Source organism: Xanthomonas sp. D-99 (assembly GCF_017746145.1).
GTDB classification, from domain to species: domain Bacteria; phylum Pseudomonadota; class Gammaproteobacteria; order Xanthomonadales; family Xanthomonadaceae; genus Xanthomonas; species Xanthomonas cissicola.
Map to the genome: position 1 here is coordinate 50,335 of NZ_JAGHWU010000019.1, position 20,147 is coordinate 70,481.

Consider the following 20,147-nt stretch of genomic DNA (forward strand, 5'->3'; position numbering starts at 1 on the left):
CGTGTCGATCGCCGTTTTGAAGGAAACGCAGGTCTGGAAGCATCGGCCGCGCTGCCGGGCCGGGTGCGCGTCGCAATTACCGCAGCAACCCCTGCGCGTGGCCAGTCAGCCATTTTTCGATGCCCTTGCGATCGCGGGCGCGCAGCAATTTTTCGCCGTGCACGCGCAACTCGCCCAGATGGGTGTCGCGCACCGCGCGGCGCACTTCCAGCAAGGTGGCCGGATGCAGGCTGAACTCGGTGAGCCCCAACGCCAGCAGCATCGGCACGAAGCGCGGATCGCCGGCGATTTCGCCGCACACCGCGACCGGCTTGCCGTAGGCGCGTCCGGTGGCGATGACCTGCGCGATCAGTCGGAGGACGGCGGGATGCAGGGGCGAGTACAGCTCGCCCAACGCCTCGTTGTTGCGATCCACCGCCAGCAGGTACTGCACCAGGTCGTTGGTGCCGATGGACAGGAAATCGATATCGTCGATGAAGCAGTCCAACGCCAATGCCGCCGCCGGCACTTCGATCATCGCGCCCAGCGGAATGTGCTCGGCGATCTCGTGGCCTTCGGCGCGCAGCTGCGCGGTGAGCTTCTTCAACTGCTTGCGCAGCTGCAGGATTTCTTCGCGGCCGCTGACCATCGGCACCAGGATGCGCACCGGCCCGTAGCCGGACGCACGCAGGATCGCGCGCAATTGCGCCTGCGCCACCGCCGGCCGCGCCAGCGACAGGCGCACGCCGCGCAGACCCAGCGCCGGGTTGTCCTCATCGCTCAAGGTCAGACCGGTGCGGTCGGCCTTGTCGGCGCCCAGGTCCAGGGTGCGGATGGTGACCGGGCGGCCGCTCATGCCCAGCACGGTGTCGCGGTAGGTGTGGAACTGTTCGTCTTCGTCCGGCAGCTCGTTGCGCTGCAGGAACAGGAATTCGGTGCGATACAGGCCCAGGCCGCTGGCCCCGAGCGCATGCGCGTTGGCCACGTCTTCCAGCGATTCGGCGTTGGCCAGCAGGGTGATGTCGACGTTGTCGCGCGTGCGCGTGGGCTTGGAGCGTAGCCGGCCCAGCTCGCGCTGTTCCTTGGCCAGTGCACGCAGGCGCTCGCGGTAGTCGCGCAGATGTTCGGGCTTGGGGTCGACGATCACCTGGCCCGAGCCGGCATCGACAATCAGCACATCGCCATCTTCGATGCGCTGCAGCGCGTCGCTGACGCCTACCACCAACGGCAGGTGCAGGCTGCGCGCCAGGATCGCGCTGTGCGACAGCGTGCTGCCGGCCGTGGTGACGATGCCGACCACACCTTGCGCCTGCAGCTGCGCCAGCTCGGAAGGTGCCACGTTGTCGCACACCAGGATCTCGCCGGCCACCCCCTTGAGGTCGGGTGCGCGCTTGTGCAGGAATGCATGGATGCGGCCGATCACGTGATCCAGATCGTCCATGCGGCTCTTGAGGTACGCATCCTCCATCCCGTCGAACACCGCCGCCAGGCGGTCGCGCTGCACACGCAGGGCATAGTCGGCGCTGTAACGGTGGGTGCGGATCAGCTCATCCAGGCCTTGCAGCAGTTCGGGGTCATCGAGCAGCAATGCATGCAGCTCGAGAAATTCGCCGACCTCGCGCGCCAGTGCGCCGTGCAGGCGGTCGCGCAGCTGCTGCATTTCGACCCGTGCCGACGCGATGGCTGCATGCAGGCGCTGCAGCTGCGTTTCCACCTGATTGGCGGGCACGCGTTGTTCGGCCACTTCCAGGGTATGGCTCTGGCGCACGCGCGCGCGGCCAAGTGCATTGCCGCGTGCAGCGCCATGTCCGCGCAGGCGCAGGCTCATGCGCGTCCCTGGCGCAGCGGCGCCGTGTCGGTCGCAACGGCGCCGACGCCGCGCATGCTCAGCTGTCCTCGTCGAAACGACGCTCGAACAGGTCCACCAGCGCCTGCAAGGCCTCGGCTTCGTCTTCGCCATCCAGCCGCACCACCACGCTAGTGCCCTGGCCTGCGGCCAGCAACATCACGCCCATGATGCTCTTGGCATTCACCTCGCGCCCCTTGGCCGCCAGGGTGGCGTTGCTGCGATACGACGACAGCGTCTGCACCAGCTTGGCGGTGGCCCGCGCATGCAGTCCGAGTCGGTTGGAAACTATGAGTTCGCGTTCAAGCATCGTCGATGATCGCTCCGTTGCGGGTACCGGCCGCCGCAGTGGCGGGCAGCTCCTGCAATCCTTGTTCGGGGTAGTTCATCACGCGCAGCAGCATCGGCAGGCTCAGCGCGGACACCCGGCGAACCGGGGTGCCCAGCTTGGCCAGACGGTTGGCGAGATTGCTGGGGCTGGCGCCGTACAGGTCGGTCATGACCAGCACGCCGTCGCCGCTGTCGACCCGGCGCATCGCCGACGATGCCTGGGGCAGCAATGCGTCCAGGTCTGCATCGAACGGCACGTCGAATGCTTCGGTCTTCAACGGCAATTGCCGCAACAGCCCTGTCGCCACGTTCAACAACGCTGCGCCAATGCCGGGATGAGTAATGAGGAGAATGCCACAGGCCATGCCGAAACGTTAACAGGTCAGCATGACTGCGCGATAGCGTTTGCCCGCACAGATGCGTTGCGAACTGAATAGATGTTTAGGACCGCTGCAGCGACGTGGCGGCAGCATGTGTGGCCATCGTGCGCTGCCTACCTGGCGCCGAGCCGTGCCTCATGCAGCGTCAGCAGTGCGACCCGCATCGCAAGCGAGCGCTGCCGTTTTGCCTTCAGCGAGCAGGGGCATGTAGCCATGCGTGGCGGAATACCATCGACGCATTGGGTGTAACGGCGCCAACGCCTTGGTCGTGCAGCGTTGCAGAGCGCGCCGAATGAGAGCGCCAAGCGGTTTTCGGGACGTTGGCGATCCAGTCGCGTCAGCTGCAGCGTTGTCGGGCCTGCGCAGCGTCCGCCAGACGCCAGCCGCCGCAAGCAATCCAACCTAAAAATAGGGCCAGCGAGCGTGCGTCCTCAACGTAGATGCAGCACACGCCGCAGGATGCCGCTGTAACGATTCCCGATTCCCGATTCCCGAATCCGCGCCCCTCAGTCCTGCTCGCGATGAAACGTCGCCACTTCCGGCCAGCCCTGTTCGCGCGCATGTCGGGCCATGCGTTCGGCCATGTACACCGAACGGTGCTTGCCGCCGGTGCAACCGAAGGCGATGGTCACGTAGCTGCGGGTGTCGTTGCGCAGTCGTGGCAGCCAGGTGTCGAGCAGGTCCACGATCTGCGCGCTGTAGCGTTGCACGTCGGCCTCGTTGTCCAGATAGTTGCGCACGCCGGCATCGCGGCCGGTGAGTGGACGCAGCTCCGGATCCCAATGCGGATTGGGCAGCACGCGCGCATCGAACACGAAGTCGGCTTCGGCCGGCACGCCGCGCTTGTAGGCGAACGATTCGAACAGCAGCGACAGCCGATCATGGGAACCAAGCGCGAACTCGGTGACCACGCGGCGCCGCAATTGATGCACGTTGAGCGTGCTGGTGTCGATGACGGCATCGGCCTGCGTACGCAACGGTTCGGTCAACTGGCGCTCGCGGGTGATCGCTTCCGGCAGTGCCAGGCCGAGATGGCTGAGCGGGTGGCGGCGGCGGGTATCGGCATACCGCTTGATCAATGCCTCGTCGCTGGCTTCGAAAAACAGCAATCGCGCCTCGATGCCGTATTCCTGCGCGGCCTGGCGCCACTGCGCCAGCTGGGTCAGGTCGCTGCGGCTGCGCACATCGATGCCCACCGCCAGGCGCTGGTCGCCGACCGGGTTGCCACGCAGGCGGCTTTTGACGAAGTCCGGCAGCAGCTCGACCGGCAGATTGTCCGAGCAGTAGTAGTCCAGATCTTCGAAGGTCTTCAGCGCGACCGATTTGCCCGAGCCGGATAGCCCGCTCACGATCATCAGCGTGGAGGGCGCGATACTCATGGCGTGCGTCGCTCCAGCAGGTTGCTATGGCGGGCGATGAACATCGCTGCCGGATCGATGCCTTTGGTGCGCAGGATATGCAGCCGGGTCGCCGCTTCGGTCAGCACGGCCAGATTGCGGCCGGGCATGACCGGCAGGGTGATCAGCGGGACGTCCAGGTCCAGCACATGGCGGCTGCCCGAATCGCCGGTCAGACGCTCGTAGCCGGACGGCGTCGGCTCGGTCATCGGCCGGGTCAGGTGCACGATCAGGCGCAGGTACTTGTTCTTCTTCACCGCGGTGTCGCCGAACATGTCGCGGACGTTCAGGACGCCCAGGCCGCGTACTTCCAGCAAATCCTGGAGCAATTCGGGGCAGGTGCCGTCGAGCACGTCGGGCGCGATCTGGGTGAACTCGGGGGCATCGTCGGCCACCAGTCGGTGACCGCGGCTGAGCAGTTCCAGCGCCAGCTCGCTCTTGCCCGAGCCGGCTTCGCCGGTGATCAGCACGCCGATCGAGTAGATCTCCATGAACACGCCATGCAACGTGACCCGCGGCGCCAGCGTGCGCGCCAGATGGTAGGAGAGGTGGTTGAGCAGTTCGTGGCCGCGCTTGGACGAGATCCACAGCGGCGTATTGGATTCGTCCGCCGCCGCGCGCAGATCTTCCGGGCATGACTGGTTCTTGCTGATCGCCAGCGCCAGCGGTTGCACCTGGATGATCTTTTCGATGGTCTCCCAGCGCTGCCGCGCATCCAGCGAGTCCAGCCAGGCCAGTTCCTCGGTGCCCAGGATCTGCACCTTGTTGGGATAGATCACATTGAGGTAGCCGGCCAGCGACGGGCGCCGTGCGTTGTTGCTGCCGGCCTGGATCTCGCGGTGCTCGCCCTTGGGGCCGGCGACCCAGCGCAGCGCGAGCTTGTCGCGCTGCTGGTCGAACAGTTCGCGTGCGGTGATGCTGGTATTCATGCCGCGCTCGCCTGCGCGGGCGGCACGTCGGCCAGCAGCGTCATCAGGGCATCGGCGTTGGGTGCGGCGCGCAAGTTCTGACGGAAGTCGGCATCGGAGAACCGTTCGGCCAGCTCAGACAGCAGCATCAGGTGCTGGTGGGTGTAGTGCGCCGGCACGGCCATGGCGAAGACCAGATCCACCGGCTCGTCGCCGCCGAAGGGCACCGGCGTATCCAGCCGCAGCAAGGCCCCGCGTGGCTCGGTGAGGTCGGGGCAGCGCCCATGCGGAATGGCGATGCCATGGCCAATGGCGGTACTGCCCAGGGCCTCGCGTTCGCACAGGTTGGCGTAGAGCTCGTCGGCGCCGGCCTGACGACAGGAGAGCAGGTCGGCGGCGGCATGCAGGACGGTGTCGCGATCGGCGGCCGGCGACACCAGGGTGCGCACGGCCGCCATCAGATCGGTTAAAGGCATGAGGGCATCAGGCGGGAAGCGTCATGCGGGATTGTCGCGCACCTCGCGGGCGTGGTGGTTACATTTCTTCTCTTTGTGCTTGAGGACCAGGCGGTCGAGCTTGTCGACCAGCAGGTCGATGGCCGCATACATGGTGGAACCGCTGGCATCTGCGTGCAGGGTGCGACCGGGAAGGTTGACGGTGGCGACCACGTGGTGGTCCGGCTTGCGGACGGCCAGCTGCGTTCGGACTTCGCAGTGCTGGTCGAAATGGCGCTGCAGTCGCTGCAGCTTGCTTGCCACGTACTCCCGCAGGGCGGGGGTCACTTCAAGCTGGTGGCCATACGTCTCGATACGCATCGGATACCTCCATTGGTCGGTGGGCCAATGAACCGTTCCGGTGATCCGACAAACCCGGCGCAGGCCGGCGTTGCGGTGGTTGCAACGTCAGGCGATGCGCACGCGTTCGTGGGAGGCGGAAATGTTCATGGCCTCACGATACTTCGCAACGGTGCGCCTCGCCACTGGGACGCCGGATGTTTTCAGCAGATCGGCCAGCTTGGCGTCGGAGAGCGGTTTGCGCGGGTTTTCCGCATCGATCAGGCGCCGGATCATGGCCTGGATGGCAGTGCTGGAGGCCTCGCCGCCGCTGTCGGTGTCGATGCCGGAGGCGAAGAACGAGCGCAGCGCGATGGTGCCGCGCGGGGTGCGCACGTACTTGCGGGCGATCGCGCGGGAAATGGTGGACTCGTGAAGGCCGAGCTCGCCTGCGATCTCGCGCAGCGTCAAGGGGCGCAAGGCCTGCGCACCGAACTCCAGGAACCCGGCCTGGTGCTCCAGCAGGCAGCGGACCACCCGCAGCAGGGTTTCGCCACGCGCCTCCAGGCTCTTGAGCAGCCAGCGCGCTTCCTGCAACTGGCCGCGCAGATAGCCGGCATCGGATTCGCCGCAGCTGCGGATCAGGTTTTCGTAGCCGCGGTGAATGGTGACCTTGGGCTGCGCGCGGCCGGCCAGCGCAGCCCGCCAGACCCCGCGCTGGCGCCAGATCACGCAGTCGGGCACGACGTAGGTGTCCTGCGACAGGTCGCCGATCTGTTTGCCCGGGCGCGGGTCCAGCGAGCGCACCAGCTGCACCGCCTGTTCGACATCGGCAGTGGAGCGCTTGAGCTCGTGCGCCAGCCCGGCCACGCCGGCGCGCGGCAGCCGTTCCAGCGGGCCGGCAACGATCTGCAGCGCCAACTCGCGGCCGGGCGTCTGCGCATCGAGTACCCCCAGCTGCAATGCCAGGCATTCGCCCAGCGTGCGCGCGCCCACGCCCACCGGGTCGAAGCGCTGGATCTGGTGCAGGACGGTGAGCACGTCGGCCTCGTCGACCGCTGCGCCCAGCGCCAGGGTTTCGAGAATGGCCGACAGTGGTTCGCGCAGGTAGCCGTCTTCGTCGAGGGCGTCGATCAGCATCGCGCCGATCTGGCGGTCACGCGGCGACAGGGGCGACAGATGCAACTGCCACAAGAGGTGGTCGGCCAATGTTTCGGATTCGGCCACGCGCTCTGCGGCATCGCCGGACTCGTCGTCGTCGAAGCTGCCGCCGCTGCCCGAGCCGGTCCATTGCAGCTCGTCTTGCGACCAATCGTCGTCGCGCTCGGCAGGCGCGACTTCTTCGCGCTGAGGTTCTTCGGTGGACGCGGACGGCGCGGATTCCACCGCAATGTCGCTGGCGGCATGCGCGGCTTCGTCGGCCCATTCCAGCAGCGGATTGGTTTCCACGGCCTCGGCGATTTCCACTTCCAGCTCGGTGGTGGACATCTGCAATAGCTTGATCGCCTGACGCAACTGCGGCGTCATGACCAACTGCTGTCCTAGCGATGTCTGGAGCCGGGCTTTCATGCGGGCACTGACTGGAAAAAACGTTGGCGCGGCGACGCGCTCAAAGGCGGAAAGTTTCCCCCAGATACACGCGACGGACGTCGGGATTGGCTAGCAACGTGTCTGGTGCCCCCTGCGCCAGTACGCCTCCCTCGGCGAGGATATACGCGCGATCGCAGATTCCCAAGGTCTCGCGCACGTTGTGGTCGGTGATCAGCACGCCGATGCCGCGTTCCTTGAGGTGGATGATGATGCGCTGGATCTCGCCGACCGAAATCGGGTCCACGCCGGCGAACGGCTCGTCCAGCAGCATCATGCGCGGCTTGGCCGCCAGCGCACGTGCGATCTCGCAACGTCGCCGTTCGCCGCCGGAGAGGCTGGCGCCGAGCTGATCGGCCACGTGGGTGATCTGCAGTTCTTCCAGCAGCGAGACCAGTTCTTTCTCGCGCCCGGCGTTGTCGAGTTCCTCGCGCAGCTCCAGCACCAGGCGGATGTTGTCGGCCACGGTGAGCTTGCGGAAGATCGACGGTTCCTGCGGCAGGTAGCCGACGCCCAGCTTGGCGCGTGCGTACATCGGCTCGGCAGTGAGGTCGCGGCCATCCAGTTCGATACGGCCGGCATTGGCTTCGACCAGACCCACGATCATGTAGAAGCAGGTGGTCTTGCCGGCCCCATTGGGGCCGAGCAGACCGACCACTTCGCCGGCTTCGAGCGTGAGGCCGAACTCCCTGACCACTTCGCGTTGCTTGTATTTCTTGCGCAGACCGGTGGCGACCAGCATTACTTCTTCCCCTGCGGCTTGGCAGCGGGCTTGGCGGCCGGTGTCGCCGCAGGCGTTGCCGCGGCAGGCGCCGCATTTTTCGGCTGGATGATGGTGCGCACCCGGCTGCCATCGCCGCCGCTCTGCATGTTGCCGGTCTTGGTGTTGTAGACCATGCGCTGGCCGGCGTTGGTGCCCTTGGGCGAATCGACCTTGTAATTGCCGGTCAGGATGATGATCTCATCGGCGACCTTGTATTCGATGTTGTCGGCCTGGCCGTGCATCGTGGCGCCGTCGTCCATCTCCTGCTTGAGCGTGGCCTGCTTGCCGTTGAGCACCACGCGATCGGTCTGGCCGTTCTTCTGGAAGATATCGGCGGTGTCGGCGTGGATTTCCAGCGTGCCCTGGGTGATCACCACATTGCCGCTGAAACGGCACTTGCCGCTGTCGTCGAGCATGTTGCAATCGTTGGCATTGGAGTCGATCGCCATCGGCTGGTTGCGATCGCTGGTCTTGGCCATTGCCAACGCAGGCAGCAGCAGTGCGGCAAACGCCAGTTTAGCGGGCAGCATTCGGTTCATAGCGGGTCTTGACCTGAGAGAGGAGCTTGTACTGGCGTGATTTGAGGTCGGCTTCGAAGCCGACGCCGCTCTGCATGATACCCGGGCGGGTCATGGTCACTGGCGCGTCGGTCTTGGCGATGTTCTGTTGCGGGAACACGTCCAGGCTTTGGGTGCGGAACGTGGTTGGCGGGGTGGCGCCGCCGGTCGGGCTGTCGCCCTCGACATCGCCGCGCAGGCGCAATTGGCTGCCGTCCGGGTTGACCCAGCCGGTCTTGGAACGCAGGGTCCACGGCAGATTGGCGTTGTCGGGCATCAGGAACACCGGCGTGGTGATGTCTGCGGTCTGGTCGGCACGGTTGCGATGCATTTCCGGCGCGCGCAGCGTCATCGACTCCTTGCCGCTCTGCTTGTCCAGGGCAATCAGCTCGAAGTCGCGCAGGATGTAGTCCGCGCCGGACTCCTGCACGGCCGCGGCGGCCGGACGCGCGCGTTGCTTCCAGGCCGACCAGCCGGAAATCACGGCGGCGACGAATAGCACGACGCCCAGGGTGGTGCGCCAGTTCCAATTCATGCCGAGAACCTTTCGATGATGCGTTCGACCTGGCCTTGTGCGGCCAGCACCACATCACAGACTTCGCGCGCGGCACCTTCGCCGCCACGGGCGCGGGTGTGCCACTGCACGCGCTCGGCGATCCATGGGTGCGCGTTGGCCGGCGCCACCGGCAGGCCGACCGCGAGCAGGGCGGGCAGGTCGGGGAGGTCATCGCCCATGAACAGCACCTGGTCCAGCGACAGGCCGTGCTCCTGGCACAGCGCCAGCACCGCCAGGCGCTTGTTCTTGACCCCGATCTGCACATGCAGGCCCAGATCCTGCCCGCGCTTTTCCGCCGACAGGCTGGCGCGCGCCGTAATCAGCGCGACGTGGATGCCGGCGTGGTCGAGCTGCTTGAGGCCCTGGCCGTCGAGCACATTGAACGCTTTGCTCTCGTGACCGGCGTGGTCGTAATACAGGCGGCCGTCGGTCAGCGTGCCGTCGACGTCGAAACAGGCCAGGCGGACGCGCGCGGCGCGCTCGATCAGCTCGGCGGGAAGGTGCTGCAAGGGGGAATAGGGCATCGGCACGAATCGGTGAGAACGGGGTCCGGCGGTTGAAAACTGAACCTGTTAAACCACCTTGGCGCGCAACAGGTCGTGAATGTTCAATGCGCCCACCGCGCGGTGCTGCGCATCCACCACGATCAGGCCGTTGATCTTGTAGTCTTCCATGAGCCGCGCGGCCTCGGCGGCCAGCTGGTCGGCGCCGATGGTGCGCGGGTTGCGCGTCATCACCTGCGCGATGCCGGCGCTGCGCACGTCGATGTCGCTGTCCAGCGCGCGGCGCAGGTCGCCGTCGGTGAACAGCCCGATCAGATGGCCGTCGGCGTCCACCACGGCAGTCATGCCCAGCCGCTTGCGGCTCATTTCCATCAACGCCTCGCTCAGGCTGGCGTCTTCGCGCACACGCGGAAGGTCCTCGCCGGCGTGCATCACGTCGGTGATGTGCAGCAGCAGGCGCCGGCCCAGGCTGCCGGCCGGGTGCGAGCGCGCGAAGTCGTCGGCGGTAAAGCCGCGCGCATCCAGCAGCGCAACCGCCAGCGCATCGCCCATCGCCAGCGAGGCGGTGGTGCTGGAGGTGGGGGCCAGATGCAGCGGGCAGGCTTCGGCCGACACACTGACGTCCAGGTGCACGTCGGCGGCCTGGGCCAGGGTGGAACTGGTGCGGCCGGTCATGGCGATGATCGGGTTGCCCTGGCGCTTGAGCACCGGCAGCAGCATGCGCACTTCGTCCGATTCCCCCGAGTACGACAACGCCAGCACGATGTCGGCCTCGGTGATCATGCCCAGGTCGCCATGTCCGGCTTCGCCCGGGTGCACGAAGAACGCCGGGGTGCCGGTCGAGGCGAGGGTGGCGGCGATCTTGCGCGCCACATGGCCGGACTTGCCCATGCCCGTGGCGACCACCCGTCCGCGCGAGGCCAGCACCAAGCGGCAGGCCGCAGCGAATTCGCCGCCGATGCGCGCGCCCACGCTGGCCAGCGCCTCGCGCTCGATCTCCAGCACACGCTGGCCGCTGGCGACCAGGCTGGCGTCGCTGACGGTGGCGGAGGGCAGGTGCGAGACAGCCATGCAGGACTCGGGTGAAGAGTAGAATGTGCGCTCATTTTATGAGGAAACGCCCTTTGGACGCCGAAACCATCCGTAAACTCATCGAATCCGGCTTGCCCGAAGCCCGCGTCGACGTGCACGGCGACGACGGCGTGCACTTCGAGGCCACCGTGGTCAGCCCCGCATTCATCGGCAAGGCGCCGCTGGCGCGGCACCGCATGGTCTATGCGACCCTGGGCGAGCTGATGGGCGGGGCGATCCACGCGCTGCAACTGAAGACGCTGACGCCCGAAGAAGGCTGAACACAGCCGCCGAGCGGGCTGGGCCGGAGCGGTGCCCAGGGCGGGGCCGGGAAGCGGAATGCACCTGCATCGCCTCGGCCGGCGTCGTCCACGCTCACGCAGTGACTGCGTCCAGCGCGTCTCGGGCCGTACCCGGCGCGGCTCGATCCCCGGTGCCATCGCACGCCGCGTGCACCACGATCGATACGTCCCTCACTTCATTCCCCCGACATCCCTTCTACTTTCGGATTTCTTAAGATTCCCATGGCAAAAATCGTAGTGACCGGCGGCCAAGCGCTGCATGGCGAAGTCAATATTTCCGGCGCCAAGAACGCCGTGCTGCCGATCCTGTGCGCGACCCTGCTGGCCGACGCGCCAGTGGAAATCAGCAACGTGCCGCATCTGCACGACGTGATCACCACGGTGAAATTGCTCAGCGAGCTGGGCGCCGAGGTCACCATCGACGAAGGCACGCTGGCCAAGGGCCGCTCGATCCTGGTCGACCCGCGCTCGGTCACCCATCAGGTTGCGCCGTATGAGCTGGTCAAGACCATGCGTGCCTCGATCCTGGTGTTGGGTCCGCTGCTGGCGCGCTACGGCACTGCAGAAGTCTCGCTGCCCGGCGGTTGCGCGATCGGTTCGCGCCCGGTGGACCAGCACATCAAGGGCCTGCAGGCACTGGGTGCCGAGATCAGCGTGGAAAACGGCTACATCAAGGCCACCAGCAATGGCCGCCTGAAGGGTGCCCGCTACGTATTCGACATGGTCAGCGTCACCGGCACCGAGAACGTGCTGATGGCCGCGGTGCTCGCCGAGGGCACCACGGTGCTGGAAAACGCGGCGATGGAGCCGGAAGTCACCGACCTGGCCGACTGCCTGATCGCACTCGGTGCGCAGATCGAAGGCGCGGGCACGCCGCGCATCGTGGTGCAGGGCGTCGAGCGGCTGGGCGGCGGGCACCATGCGGTGCTGCCGGACCGCATCGAAACCGGCACCTTCCTGGTCGCTGCGGCGATGACCGGCGGCAGCGTCACCGTGCGCCGCGCGCGCCCGGAAACGCTGGACGCAGTGCTGGACAAGCTGACCGAGGCTGGCGCCACGATCACCACCACCGCCGACAGCATCACGCTGGACATGCACGGCAAGCGCCCGCGCGCGGTCAGCCTGACCACCGCGCCGTACCCGGCGTTTCCCACCGACATGCAGGCGCAATTCATGGCGCTCAACTGCGTGGCCGACGGGGTGGGCGTGATCAACGAAACCATCTTCGAAAACCGCTTCATGCACGTCAACGAGCTGCTGCGCCTGGGCGCGGATATCCAGGTCGAAGGCCATACCGCCATCGTGCGCGGTGCCGAACGCCTGAGCGGCGCGCCGGTGATGGCGACTGACCTGCGCGCGTCGGCATCGTTGATCCTGGCCGGCCTGGTCGCCGATGGCGACACCACCATCGATCGCATCTACCACCTGGACCGTGGCTACGAAAACATCGAGGAGAAGCTGGGGGCGCTGGGCGCGACCATCCAGCGCACCGCATGATCCTGCGCGGCCGTTTCACCACCCGGCGCAAGGTCCTGCTGGGTGTGATCGTGCTGATCCTGGCATGGCTGGCCTATGCCTGGAGCGTGGGCATGGCCATCACCCAGGGCGTGGAGTTCAAGGACATGGACTGGAACAACGACGGCACCGCAAGCCGCGAAGAAATCGCGCAATCGTTCTATGCAGTGGCGGTGAAGAAGACTGTCGAAGGCAAACGCCATTGCGACCTGTTTTATTGGCGCAAGAACGACCAGCAGATTCGTGTGGATTGCCGCACGTTGTTCAGCACCGGCGATGAGAAGCCAGCGGCCAAGCCTGAGGGTTGAGCGTGTTTCTGCGTGCTGCGGAGAGTCCGCCGCACGCCTATCGGAATAAAAAAAGCCCGGCTTGCAGCCGGGCTTTTCATCGCTGTCAAAGGCAGTGCGCCCGCCGAGCGAGTCGCATGCTTTGGCAGGAGCGTGCCTGCGCGCGACGGGGCGTTACCGATAAAGACCCGTCGCGCGCGGGCACGCTCCTGCCAAGATCGCCTGGCGTCTAGCGCAACGCCTTGATGGTCAGATCCAGTGCGTCCTGGCCTTTTTCCTTCTGCAGCAGGCGCGCCGGGACCGGCAGGTCCTTGACCACCCACGCGATCAATTCCTTGTCGCCGTCCACGCGCGACACCTTGGTGGCCTGCTCCTGCTTGCCGTTGACGGTGATGGTTTCCTTGCCGACCACCTTGTAGCTCATCGGCTTGATGCGGCCTTCGTCCACCATGCGGTAGTTGAGCGGTTTGCCGGCGGCCAGATCGCGCGTGATGGCCAGGTTGATCAGCAGCGCATCCATGTCGCCCGGCTGCAGTTTGACCGGGCCGCGGCGGTCCGGCTTGATATCCCCGCCCCAGGTGGCCTGACTGGTCTTCCAGTCGTAGTTGGCGGTGACGTTACGGCGCTTGACCATCATCGACGAGGTGTCGTTGCTGCTGACCGGGCGTAGCCGGCCATTGGCTTCTTCGAACACCGTGCTCTGGGTCAGGTTGGCGAGCTGGTTCTGGATGGTCAGCGTATACCGCCACTGATTGGCACCGGCGGCGGCCAGGGTCATGGTGCCGTTGGCTTGCATGCCCATGTAGTTGGCCGAGTAGTCGGCCTGGAATGGCTGCATGGCCAAGGCAGGCAGACTGGCCATCGCCAATGCGGCGGCGGCAATGATGGCGCTGGGACGGGGGAGGGTTTTCATCGGTCAGGCTCCTTGGTATTCGACCAGGCGTAGATCGACCTGATCCTCACCTTTGTCACGTTGGAGGATGCGCACCGGAGTGGGAACTCCGTTGGCGATCCACAGGATGGTTTCGTTGTCGCCACCGTTGACGCGGTACACGCGCAACGCGTCGTAGCTCAGATCGCCCACCTGCACCACCTCGGTGGCATCGGCGGCGCGGTAGTCGTATTTGCGCACCTTGCCCACGTCGACGTAGCGATAGCTCAGGCTGCGCCCGGGTTGCGCGTCGCGCATCAGCGACAGGTTCAGCGACAGCGCGCTCTGGTCGCCGTGCTGCAAGGGGATCGGCTGCTGGCGATCTTCCTTCAGATCACCGTTCCATTGCGCTGTGCCGGCCTGCCAGTTGTAGACGCCGGTGACCTTCTTGCCGAAGAACACCGCCTTGCGTACCGTGCTCTGGCTCAGCGGCACATAGGTGTCGCCATCCACGCGGAACACCGTGCTCTGCTCCAGGTTCAGGCCCAGGATGCTGGCGAAGCCCTTGCGGCCACGCACCGACATGTCGATGCGCCACTGGTTACCCTCGCCGTGGCTGACCTGCATGGTGGCATCGCCTGCTTCCTTGCCACGATAGAACGCTTGGTAGGTCGCCACGAACGGCTCAAGCGGCGGTGGCGTCCAGGTGCCGGCGGGCAGGGCAGCGGGCGGTGTCGGTGCCGCGCCTGGAATCGTGACCGCAGCGGGCGCCGCTGGTTCAGACGCGACGGGCGCCTGCTGTGCACGGCCTGGGCCGGCCTCGGTAAGTAGGGCAACAGTTAACAGCGCGGCGGCGATCGGGATGACGTTCATGCGCTGGTGGCGGGCACGGAGGCCGCAAGGATGTCCGGGACGGGATGAGGGGAATGTCTTCCGCATTCAGGCGAGTGCGGTGTTTGCGGACTCTAGTCGCAGTGGCGTAAACAGGCACTGACCGTCGATAAGCACGGTGTCGCCATGCACCGCGACGCGGCCACTGGCAAGCAGCTCCAGCGTGGCCAGGAGCAGCGGGTGCTCGCGCGCCAGCACCCGCACGGCCAGTTGTTCGGCACTGTCGCCGGGCAGGACCGGAACACGCGCCTGCGCGATCACCGCGCCGGCATCCAGTTCCGGTACCACCAGATGCACGCTGGCACCATGCTCTGCATCGCCGGCTTCCAGCGCGCGTGCGTGCGTGTGCAGGCCACGGTATTTGGGTAGCAGCGAGGGATGGATGTTGAGCATGCGCCCGGCGAAACGGCGCACCAACGGCTCGCCCAGGATGCGCATATAGCCGGCGCAGATCACCCAGTCCGGCTGCGCCGCCGCGATCGCCTCGCCAAGTGCGGCATCGAACGCGGCACGGTCGGCGAAATCGCGCGGGCTGGCACTCCAGCGACGCGCCGGCTCGACGTTCTGCAAGGCTGGCGCCTGCGGGCGATCGGAAAACACCCCGACCACCTCGGCATGCAGACGCCCACTGGCGATCGCATCGACAATGGCCTGCAGATTGCTGCCACGGCCGGAGGCCAGCACGGCCAGGCGCAACGGGGCGTCAGGTGCGGGCACTGGAGAGTAGGCTCACAGACATCTCAAACCGCAGCGTTGCCGGCACCGAACAGAGCCTTCACCTGCGGGCGCAGCAGCGTCACCAGCGTAAAGACGCCAAGCACGGTGCCGAACGGCATGAAGGAACAGGAAATGCCGGCCACGATCAGGCACAGCAGGTGGCGCCTGCGCTGGGCGATGCAGCGGCCGGCATAGGCCATGAAGCCGGCCATGGTGAGTCCACCCAGGATGAGCATCGCTGCAATGATCACGAAGACCCAGCCGAACAGCTGTATCTCCTGTGGCGCCGTCTGCCCGGTGCTGTCCTTCATGGGCAGACGCCCGGTGACGATGGCCAGCCCCATGAACAGGTGGATCAGCGGAATCAGGGAAAACAATCCGGTAAGGCCGGCCAGCACGTAGTGGAAGATCACAGCAGCTTGAGATGCTGCAGATCGTCGGTGCTGGCCGATGCGGTCGTGGCGACTGGGGAAGCGTCCATGCAGGTGTCCTGATCGATCAGCCGATGCGCACGCGCTCGTCGCCATGCGCCGTCACCACCTGGCCGATGCGCCAATGCGCCAGCGACTGCGCATCCAACGCCTGTTCTAGCGCGGCCGCCTGCGCGGGCGCGGCAACCAGCACGAAGCCGATTCCGCAGTTGAAGGTGCGCCACATTTCGGCATCGGCCACCGCACCTTCGCGCTGCAGCCATGCAAATACCGGCGGCAACGTCCAGGCAGTGGCGTCGATGTCCAGACCCAGGCCCTCGGGTATCACGCGGATGATGTTTTCGGTGAGGCCGCCACCGGTGATATGCGCCATGGCGTGGATCGCCTCACCGTGCGACTTCAGCAGCGCCAGCACCGGCTTGACGTACAGCGCAGTCGGCGCCATCAGCGCATCGATCAGCTTGGTGCCGTCGTCCAGCACGTGTTCGGCCGGCGCGCCGGCGCGCTCGTAGATCTTGCGGATCAACGAATAGCCGTTGGAATGCGGGCCGGAGGAGGCGATGCCGATCAGCACGTCGCCGTCGCGCACCTGTGCGCCATCCAGCAACTGCGACTTTTCCACCGCACCCACGGTGAAGCCGGCCAGGTCGTATTCGCCCGGCGGATACATGTCGGGCATTTCAGCCGTCTCGCCGCCGATCAGCGCGCAACCGGAAAGCTCGCAGCCGCGTGCGATGCCGCCCACCACCGCCGCAGCGGTGTCCACGTCCAGCTTGCCGGTGGCGAAGTAATCCAGGAAGAACAACGGCTCGGCGCCCTGCACCAGCACGTCGTTGACGCACATGCCGACCAGATCGATGCCGATGGTGTCGTGCCGCCCCAATTGCTGGGCCAGCTTGAGCTTGGTGCCCACGCCGTCGGTGCCGGACACCAGCACCGGCTCCTTGTACTTGCCGGACAGGTCGAACAGCGCGCCGAAGCCGCCCAGGCCACCCATGACCTCGGGCCGGAAGCTGCGCTTGACCAGCGGCTTGATGCGTTCGACCAATGCATTGCCGGCGTCGATGTCGACCCCCGCGTCGCGGTAGGTCATGGGCGAGGGGCTGGAAGGCGTCTGGCTGGTCACGGGCGGGGGGCTCGGCGGTAAAGGCGGCGATTTTAGCAGCCACGTTGGCGCTAGCGCCCCATTCGGGCAACAATTCACCCGGATACGCTTATGTCATGGAACCGTCGATGCGCCGCAGTCTCGCTTTCTTTCTCGCCCTCGTGGTCGCAATGCCCGTCGCTCCGGCCTTTGCGCAAGCAGATCTGCGCACCGAAGGCGACGTTGCCAAGGCGCAAAGTGCCTACGACGCCGAAGTGCCGGTCAATAGCCAGAGCGAATCCGATCGCCCCGGCGCACTGGCACGCGCGCTCGGCGCGGTGCTGGGCAAGGTCTCCGGCGACCGCGGCGTGATGAGCCGCCCCGGCGTGCCGCAGGCGCTGCGCAATGCGCCCAACTACGTCGAACACTACGACTACCGCCAGGATCAGGGCACCTCGCGCACCGGCGCGCCGACCTTCCGTACGACCCTGGTGGCACGTTTCCGTCAATCGGATGTGGATGGCCTGATCGCTGCGCTGGGTTTGCCGGTGTGGCCCTTGCCCCGGCCCAAGCCGGTGCTGTGGCTTGCCATCGACGACGGCAGCGGCCCACGTCTGGTCGGCGTGGCTCAGGCCAATGCCGCGCGCAGCGTGCTGGACCGTGCGATCGAACGCGGCTACCGGCTCGGTCTGCCGAGCGGCGGCGCCGCCGAGCAGGCACTGGCTGGCGCGATCTGGCGCAAGGACACCGCCGCGGTGTCGCGCGCCTCCGCCAAATACAGCCCGCCGATGCAGTTGATCGGCAAGCTCTACCGCAACGCCGCCGGCTGGACGGCCGACTGGGTATTCGTGGACAACGGCAATGTGCTGTCCAGCTGGACCAGCAGCGACGGCGATGCGCGCCGCGCGATGGCCGCCGGTGCCGACGGCGCTGCCGACGCGCTGGTCAAGCGCTACGCCAAGCGGGTGGATTCGGGCGTGCCCGGCGTCTACCGCGTGGTGATCACCGGCATCAGCAGCGCCGACGATTATCTGCGTGTGTCGGCCGCGTTGCAGGGCGTGTCGGTGGTGCGCAGCATCCGCCCGGTCAGCGCCAATGGCGACCGCATGGAACTGGATCTGGAACTGCTCACGGGCATTTCCGGCCTCAACCGTATGCTCGGCGACAACAGCCCGCTGGTCTCGGTCTCGGTACCGACCGAAGGCCCGATCATTCTCGAAAACGAGCACGCCGAGTACCGCCTGAAATGACTTTGACTCCCGAAGCCGAAATTGCCTTGTTCCTGCGTCGCCTCAAATGGGCGGCGGTGATTGTCGGTGTGTTGTGGGTGGTTTCGCTGCTGGCGCCGATCCTGACCCCGTTCGTGCTGGCGCTGTTGCTGGCATGGCTGGGCGACCCGCTGGTGGACCGCATCGAACGCGCCGGGCGCTCGCGCAATGTGGCGGTGATGCTGGTCTTCGTGCTGGCGACGCTGCTGTTCGTGCTGGCATTGATGATTCTGGTGCCGATGATCGAACGCCAGATCATGACCTTGATCGATGCGCTGCCGCAGATGCGCAACTGGGCAATCGGCACCGCCATCCCCTGGCTGGAAGCCAAGACCGGCATGCAGCTGATGGCCTGGCTGGACCCGGAGCGCTTGATCGACTGGATCCGCAGCCACTGGGAGCAGGCCGGTGGCGCCGCCAAGACGCTCTTCGGCTACGTGTCGCGTTCGGGCTTTGCAATGGTGACCTGGGTGATCAACCTGGCGTTGCTGCCGATCCTGGCGTTCTATTTTCTGCGCGACTGGGATCGCCTGGTCGAACGCGTGGCTGCCGTCATCCCGCGTGCTTACATCGGCACCGCAAGCCGGCTGGCACAGGAATCCAACGACGTGCTCGGTGGCTTTATCCGCGGCCAGTTCCTGGTGATGCTGGCGCTGGGTGCGATCTACGCTACCGGTATGTCCATCATCGGCCTCAATCTGGGCTTGTTGATCGGCATCATCGCCGGCTTGATCAGTTTCATCCCGTACCTGGGCGCGACTACCGGCATCGTGCTCGCATTGCTGGCGGCCATCGTGCAGGCGCAAGGGCTGGATCTGAAATTGCTGATCGGCGTGGGTGTCGTGTTCACGGTGGGCCAGTTGCTGGAAAGCTATGTGCTCACGCCGCGCATCGTCGGCGACAAGATCGGCCTGCATCCGGTGGCGGTGATCTTCGCGGTGATGGCCGGCGGCCAGTTGTTCGGCTTCCTCGGGATGTTGCTGGCATTGCCGGTCGCGGCGGTGGCCAACGTGCTGTTGCGCTATGCGCATGAGCAGTACACGCGCAGCGACCTGTATGCGGGCGAGCGCGCCGGCATCGTGCTGCAGTCCACGCCCGAGCGCAGCGTGATCATCGACCCCAGCAAGGACGCAGATCGGTTGTGAGTGTTCCGCAGTTGCCGCTGGCGTTGCGCGCGCCACCCGATCAGCGTTTCGACAGTTACATCGCCGCGCCCGACGGCCTGCTTGCGCAATTGCAGGCGCTGGCTGCGGGGCAGGTGAGCGATTGGCTGTATCTCTCCGGCCCCGCCGGCACCGGCAAGACGCATCTGGCGCTATCGCTGTGCGCCGCCGCCGAGCAGGCCGGGCGCACGCCGGCGTATCTGCCGCTGCAGGCGGCCGCCGGCCGCTTGCGCGATGCGCTCGAAGCGTTGGAAGGCCGCAGCCTGGTCGCCCTGGATGGCGTGGAAAGCATCGCCGGCCAACGCGACGACGAAGTGGCGTTGTTCGATTTCCACAATCGCGCGCGCGCGGCCGGCATCACGCTGTTGTACACCGCGCGACAGATGCCCGATGGACTGGCGTTGGTGTTGCCGGACCTGCGTTCGCGGTTGTCGCAATGCATCCGGATCGGGTTACCCGTGCTCGACGATGCGGCGCGCGCGGCGGTGCTGCGCGACCGCGCGCAGCGTCGCGGCCTGGCGCTGGACGAAGCGGCGATCGACTGGTTGCTGACCCACAGCGAGCGTGAATTGGCGGCGCTGGTGGCCTTGCTGGATCGTCTGGATCGCGAATCGTTGGCCGCAAAGCGCCGCATCACCGTGCCATTTTTGCGGCGTGTGCTTTAGGATCGCGGGTCGTAAACGACCGATCTGCGGCTTGGTTGCAAGTACCGCTCAAGATGGTCGTGGTGCATGGATTTAAACAAAACAACCAGCCAACTGTCTGACGCGGTGAGAGCACCACGCCCTCGACGCTGCGCGTTTGCTGCAGGGCCCTTGCCCGCCCACCATCGCAGGACACGCTGCAAGTACGTCCCTGTAAGCTCCGTTGCGGCATCCATGCCGCCAAGGGTCCCGCGGTAATCCCCCCACTTTTAGCGGTCGCCAGAAGTGGAGCTAAGCGGCCATCGCCAACTTCATGGCAGGCGT

Annotated in this window: 23 protein-coding genes and 1 pseudogene; 6 read left to right on the forward strand and 18 right to left on the reverse strand. The window is 66.2% G+C overall.

Translation table 11 applies throughout. The features are described 5' to 3' along the window. Positions 1–76: 76 nt before the first annotated feature. From ptsP to J7360_RS09240, 13 genes are all read right to left on the reverse strand, one after another. Positions 77–1,807, reverse strand: a complete 1,731-nt coding sequence (ptsP, locus tag J7360_RS09180) for a phosphoenolpyruvate--protein phosphotransferase (RefSeq protein ID WP_007964329.1) — start codon at positions 1,805–1,807, stop codon at positions 77–79. 58 nt (positions 1,808–1,865) lie between these two features. Then, positions 1,866–2,135 carry an HPr family phosphocarrier protein gene (locus J7360_RS09185; protein ID WP_005913389.1) on the reverse strand — a complete coding sequence of 90 codons (270 nt, stop codon included), beginning with the start codon at positions 2,133–2,135 and terminating at the stop codon, positions 1,866–1,868. Continuing rightward, positions 2,128–2,520: a PTS fructose IIA component family protein gene (locus J7360_RS09190; protein ID WP_003487850.1), complete on the reverse strand. Its 393-nt coding sequence runs from the start codon at positions 2,518–2,520 to the stop codon at positions 2,128–2,130. The genes J7360_RS09185 and J7360_RS09190 overlap by 8 nt, the downstream gene beginning before the upstream one ends. A gap of 521 nt (positions 2,521–3,041) precedes the next feature. Beyond that, positions 3,042–3,914, reverse strand: coding sequence for an RNase adapter RapZ (gene rapZ, locus J7360_RS09195; protein ID WP_007971724.1), 873 nt, complete (start codon positions 3,912–3,914; stop codon positions 3,042–3,044). Beyond that, positions 3,911–4,861, reverse strand: a complete 951-nt coding sequence (gene hprK / locus J7360_RS09200; RefSeq protein ID WP_003487845.1) for an HPr(Ser) kinase/phosphatase — start codon at positions 4,859–4,861, stop codon at positions 3,911–3,913. Before hprK ends, rapZ begins: the two co-directional genes overlap by 4 nt. Then, a complete protein-coding gene (locus J7360_RS09205; RefSeq protein WP_057662260.1) occupies positions 4,858–5,316 on the reverse strand; it encodes a PTS sugar transporter subunit IIA in 459 nt (152 codons plus the stop codon). The genes hprK and J7360_RS09205 overlap by 4 nt, the downstream gene beginning before the upstream one ends. Positions 5,317–5,337: 21 nt before the next feature. Continuing rightward, positions 5,338–5,655 carry a ribosome-associated translation inhibitor RaiA gene (gene raiA, locus J7360_RS09210; RefSeq protein ID WP_005913379.1) on the reverse strand — a complete coding sequence of 106 codons (318 nt, stop codon included), beginning with the start codon at positions 5,653–5,655 and terminating at the stop codon, positions 5,338–5,340. Between the two features lie 87 nt (positions 5,656–5,742). Beyond that, complete coding sequence (locus J7360_RS09215; RefSeq protein ID WP_007964346.1) at positions 5,743–7,182, reverse strand: RNA polymerase factor sigma-54; 1,440 nt, start codon at positions 7,180–7,182, stop codon at positions 5,743–5,745. 40 nt (positions 7,183–7,222) lie between these two features. Continuing rightward, positions 7,223–7,942: an LPS export ABC transporter ATP-binding protein gene (gene lptB / locus J7360_RS09220; RefSeq protein WP_057662263.1), complete on the reverse strand. Its 720-nt coding sequence runs from the start codon at positions 7,940–7,942 to the stop codon at positions 7,223–7,225. Beyond that, positions 7,942–8,502, reverse strand: a complete 561-nt coding sequence (lptA, locus tag J7360_RS09225) for a lipopolysaccharide transport periplasmic protein LptA (protein ID WP_011051948.1) — start codon at positions 8,500–8,502, stop codon at positions 7,942–7,944. Before lptA ends, lptB begins: the two co-directional genes overlap by 1 nt. Then, positions 8,480–9,055 carry an LPS export ABC transporter periplasmic protein LptC gene (gene lptC / locus J7360_RS09230; protein WP_057662266.1) on the reverse strand — a complete coding sequence of 192 codons (576 nt, stop codon included), beginning with the start codon at positions 9,053–9,055 and terminating at the stop codon, positions 8,480–8,482. The genes lptA and lptC overlap by 23 nt, the downstream gene beginning before the upstream one ends. Beyond that, on the reverse strand, positions 9,052–9,600 hold the full coding sequence (locus tag J7360_RS09235; RefSeq protein ID WP_057662268.1) for an HAD hydrolase family protein: 549 nt from the start codon (positions 9,598–9,600) through the stop codon (positions 9,052–9,054). The genes lptC and J7360_RS09235 overlap by 4 nt, the downstream gene beginning before the upstream one ends. Before the next feature lie 48 nt (positions 9,601–9,648). Then, on the reverse strand, positions 9,649–10,650 hold the full coding sequence (locus J7360_RS09240) for a KpsF/GutQ family sugar-phosphate isomerase (RefSeq protein ID WP_022558840.1): 1,002 nt from the start codon (positions 10,648–10,650) through the stop codon (positions 9,649–9,651). 53 nt (positions 10,651–10,703) lie between these two features. Here J7360_RS09240 and J7360_RS09245 point away from each other — a divergent pair, with 53 nt between their 5' ends. The 3 genes from J7360_RS09245 to J7360_RS09255 all read left to right on the forward strand — a co-directional run bounded on the left by J7360_RS09245 (position 10,704) and on the right by J7360_RS09255 (position 12,775). Further along, a complete protein-coding gene (locus J7360_RS09245) occupies positions 10,704–10,931 on the forward strand; it encodes a BolA/IbaG family iron-sulfur metabolism protein (RefSeq protein WP_005913369.1) in 228 nt (75 codons plus the stop codon). A gap of 243 nt (positions 10,932–11,174) precedes the next feature. Next, positions 11,175–12,449: a UDP-N-acetylglucosamine 1-carboxyvinyltransferase gene (gene murA / locus J7360_RS09250; protein WP_007964357.1), complete on the forward strand. Its 1,275-nt coding sequence runs from the start codon at positions 11,175–11,177 to the stop codon at positions 12,447–12,449. Next, positions 12,446–12,775, forward strand: a complete 330-nt coding sequence (locus J7360_RS09255) for an EF-hand domain-containing protein (RefSeq protein WP_209033726.1) — start codon at positions 12,446–12,448, stop codon at positions 12,773–12,775. The genes murA and J7360_RS09255 overlap by 4 nt, the downstream gene beginning before the upstream one ends. A gap of 208 nt (positions 12,776–12,983) precedes the next feature. On the opposite strand, the gene J7360_RS09260 is transcribed toward J7360_RS09255, so the two are convergent. The 5 genes and pseudogenes from J7360_RS09260 to purM form a co-directional block, all read right to left on the reverse strand. Further along, positions 12,984–13,667, reverse strand: a complete 684-nt coding sequence (locus J7360_RS09260) for a DUF3108 domain-containing protein (RefSeq protein ID WP_042675742.1) — start codon at positions 13,665–13,667, stop codon at positions 12,984–12,986. 3 nt (positions 13,668–13,670) lie between these two features. Continuing rightward, positions 13,671–14,498 (reverse strand): DUF3108 domain-containing protein, encoded by an 828-nt coding sequence (locus J7360_RS09265; RefSeq protein ID WP_057662274.1) that lies wholly within the window; start codon positions 14,496–14,498, stop codon positions 13,671–13,673. Positions 14,499–14,564: 66 nt separating this feature from the next. Continuing rightward, positions 14,565–15,233 carry a phosphoribosylglycinamide formyltransferase gene (gene purN / locus J7360_RS09270; RefSeq protein WP_007966107.1) on the reverse strand — a complete coding sequence of 223 codons (669 nt, stop codon included), beginning with the start codon at positions 15,231–15,233 and terminating at the stop codon, positions 14,565–14,567. A 23-nt stretch (positions 15,234–15,256) separates the two neighbouring features. After that, positions 15,257–15,714: pseudogene (locus J7360_RS09275) on the reverse strand (hypothetical protein). Positions 15,715–15,731: 17 nt separating this feature from the next. Further along, entirely contained in the window at positions 15,732–16,757 is a 1,026-nt protein-coding gene (purM, locus tag J7360_RS09280) for a phosphoribosylformylglycinamidine cyclo-ligase (RefSeq protein ID WP_007966111.1), read from the reverse strand. 128 nt (positions 16,758–16,885) lie between these two features. On the opposite strand from purM, the gene J7360_RS09285 reads away from it, so the two are divergent. The 3 genes from J7360_RS09285 to hda are packed head-to-tail and all read left to right on the forward strand — an operon-like array spanning position 16,886 to position 19,844. Continuing rightward, the gene (locus tag J7360_RS09285) at positions 16,886–17,998 is read left to right on the forward strand and encodes a DUF2066 domain-containing protein (RefSeq protein ID WP_209033728.1); all 1,113 of its coding nucleotides are present in this window, start codon (positions 16,886–16,888) and stop codon (positions 17,996–17,998) included. Then, positions 17,995–19,161, forward strand: a complete 1,167-nt coding sequence (locus J7360_RS09290) for an AI-2E family transporter (protein ID WP_007966114.1) — start codon at positions 17,995–17,997, stop codon at positions 19,159–19,161. The genes J7360_RS09285 and J7360_RS09290 overlap by 4 nt, the downstream gene beginning before the upstream one ends. Continuing rightward, the gene (hda, locus tag J7360_RS09295) at positions 19,158–19,844 is read left to right on the forward strand and encodes a DnaA regulatory inactivator Hda (RefSeq protein WP_057662280.1); all 687 of its coding nucleotides are present in this window, start codon (positions 19,158–19,160) and stop codon (positions 19,842–19,844) included. Before J7360_RS09290 ends, hda begins: the two co-directional genes overlap by 4 nt. Positions 19,845–20,147: the final 303 nt, after the last annotated feature.

Excerpts from the sequence above, each read along its gene's own strand:
- J7360_RS09185 (WP_005913389.1), bottom strand. The coding sequence starts at position 2,135 with ATGCTTGAACGCGAACTCATAGTTTCCAACCGACTCGGACTGCATGCG.
- lptB (WP_057662263.1), bottom strand. The coding sequence starts at position 7,942 with ATGCTGGTCGCCACCGGTCTGCGCAAGAAATACAAGCAACGCGAAGTG.
- lptC (WP_057662266.1), bottom strand. The coding sequence starts at position 9,055 with ATGAATTGGAACTGGCGCACCACCCTGGGCGTCGTGCTATTCGTCGCC.
- J7360_RS09255 (WP_209033726.1), top strand. The coding sequence starts at position 12,446 with ATGATCCTGCGCGGCCGTTTCACCACCCGGCGCAAGGTCCTGCTGGGT.
- lptA (WP_011051948.1), bottom strand. The coding sequence starts at position 8,502 with ATGAACCGAATGCTGCCCGCTAAACTGGCGTTTGCCGCACTGCTGCTG.
- murA (WP_007964357.1), top strand. The coding sequence starts at position 11,175 with ATGGCAAAAATCGTAGTGACCGGCGGCCAAGCGCTGCATGGCGAAGTC.
- ptsP (WP_007964329.1), bottom strand. The coding sequence starts at position 1,807 with ATGAGCCTGCGCCTGCGCGGACATGGCGCTGCACGCGGCAATGCACTT.
- J7360_RS09235 (WP_057662268.1), bottom strand. The coding sequence starts at position 9,600 with ATGCCCTATTCCCCCTTGCAGCACCTTCCCGCCGAGCTGATCGAGCGC.
- J7360_RS09240 (WP_022558840.1), bottom strand. The coding sequence starts at position 10,650 with ATGGCTGTCTCGCACCTGCCCTCCGCCACCGTCAGCGACGCCAGCCTG.
- J7360_RS09190 (WP_003487850.1), bottom strand. The coding sequence starts at position 2,520 with ATGGCCTGTGGCATTCTCCTCATTACTCATCCCGGCATTGGCGCAGCG.
- J7360_RS09290 (WP_007966114.1), top strand. The coding sequence starts at position 17,995 with ATGACTTTGACTCCCGAAGCCGAAATTGCCTTGTTCCTGCGTCGCCTC.
- purM (WP_007966111.1), bottom strand. The coding sequence starts at position 16,757 with ATGACCTACCGCGACGCGGGGGTCGACATCGACGCCGGCAATGCATTG.
- J7360_RS09285 (WP_209033728.1), top strand. The coding sequence starts at position 16,886 with ATGGAACCGTCGATGCGCCGCAGTCTCGCTTTCTTTCTCGCCCTCGTG.
- hprK (WP_003487845.1), bottom strand. The coding sequence starts at position 4,861 with ATGAATACCAGCATCACCGCACGCGAACTGTTCGACCAGCAGCGCGAC.
- J7360_RS09265 (WP_057662274.1), bottom strand. The coding sequence starts at position 14,498 with ATGAACGTCATCCCGATCGCCGCCGCGCTGTTAACTGTTGCCCTACTT.
- J7360_RS09260 (WP_042675742.1), bottom strand. The coding sequence starts at position 13,667 with ATGAAAACCCTCCCCCGTCCCAGCGCCATCATTGCCGCCGCCGCATTG.
- rapZ (WP_007971724.1), bottom strand. The coding sequence starts at position 3,914 with ATGAGTATCGCGCCCTCCACGCTGATGATCGTGAGCGGGCTATCCGGC.
- J7360_RS09215 (WP_007964346.1), bottom strand. The coding sequence starts at position 7,182 with ATGAAAGCCCGGCTCCAGACATCGCTAGGACAGCAGTTGGTCATGACG.
- J7360_RS09205 (WP_057662260.1), bottom strand. The coding sequence starts at position 5,316 with ATGCCTTTAACCGATCTGATGGCGGCCGTGCGCACCCTGGTGTCGCCG.
- raiA (WP_005913379.1), bottom strand. The coding sequence starts at position 5,655 with ATGCGTATCGAGACGTATGGCCACCAGCTTGAAGTGACCCCCGCCCTG.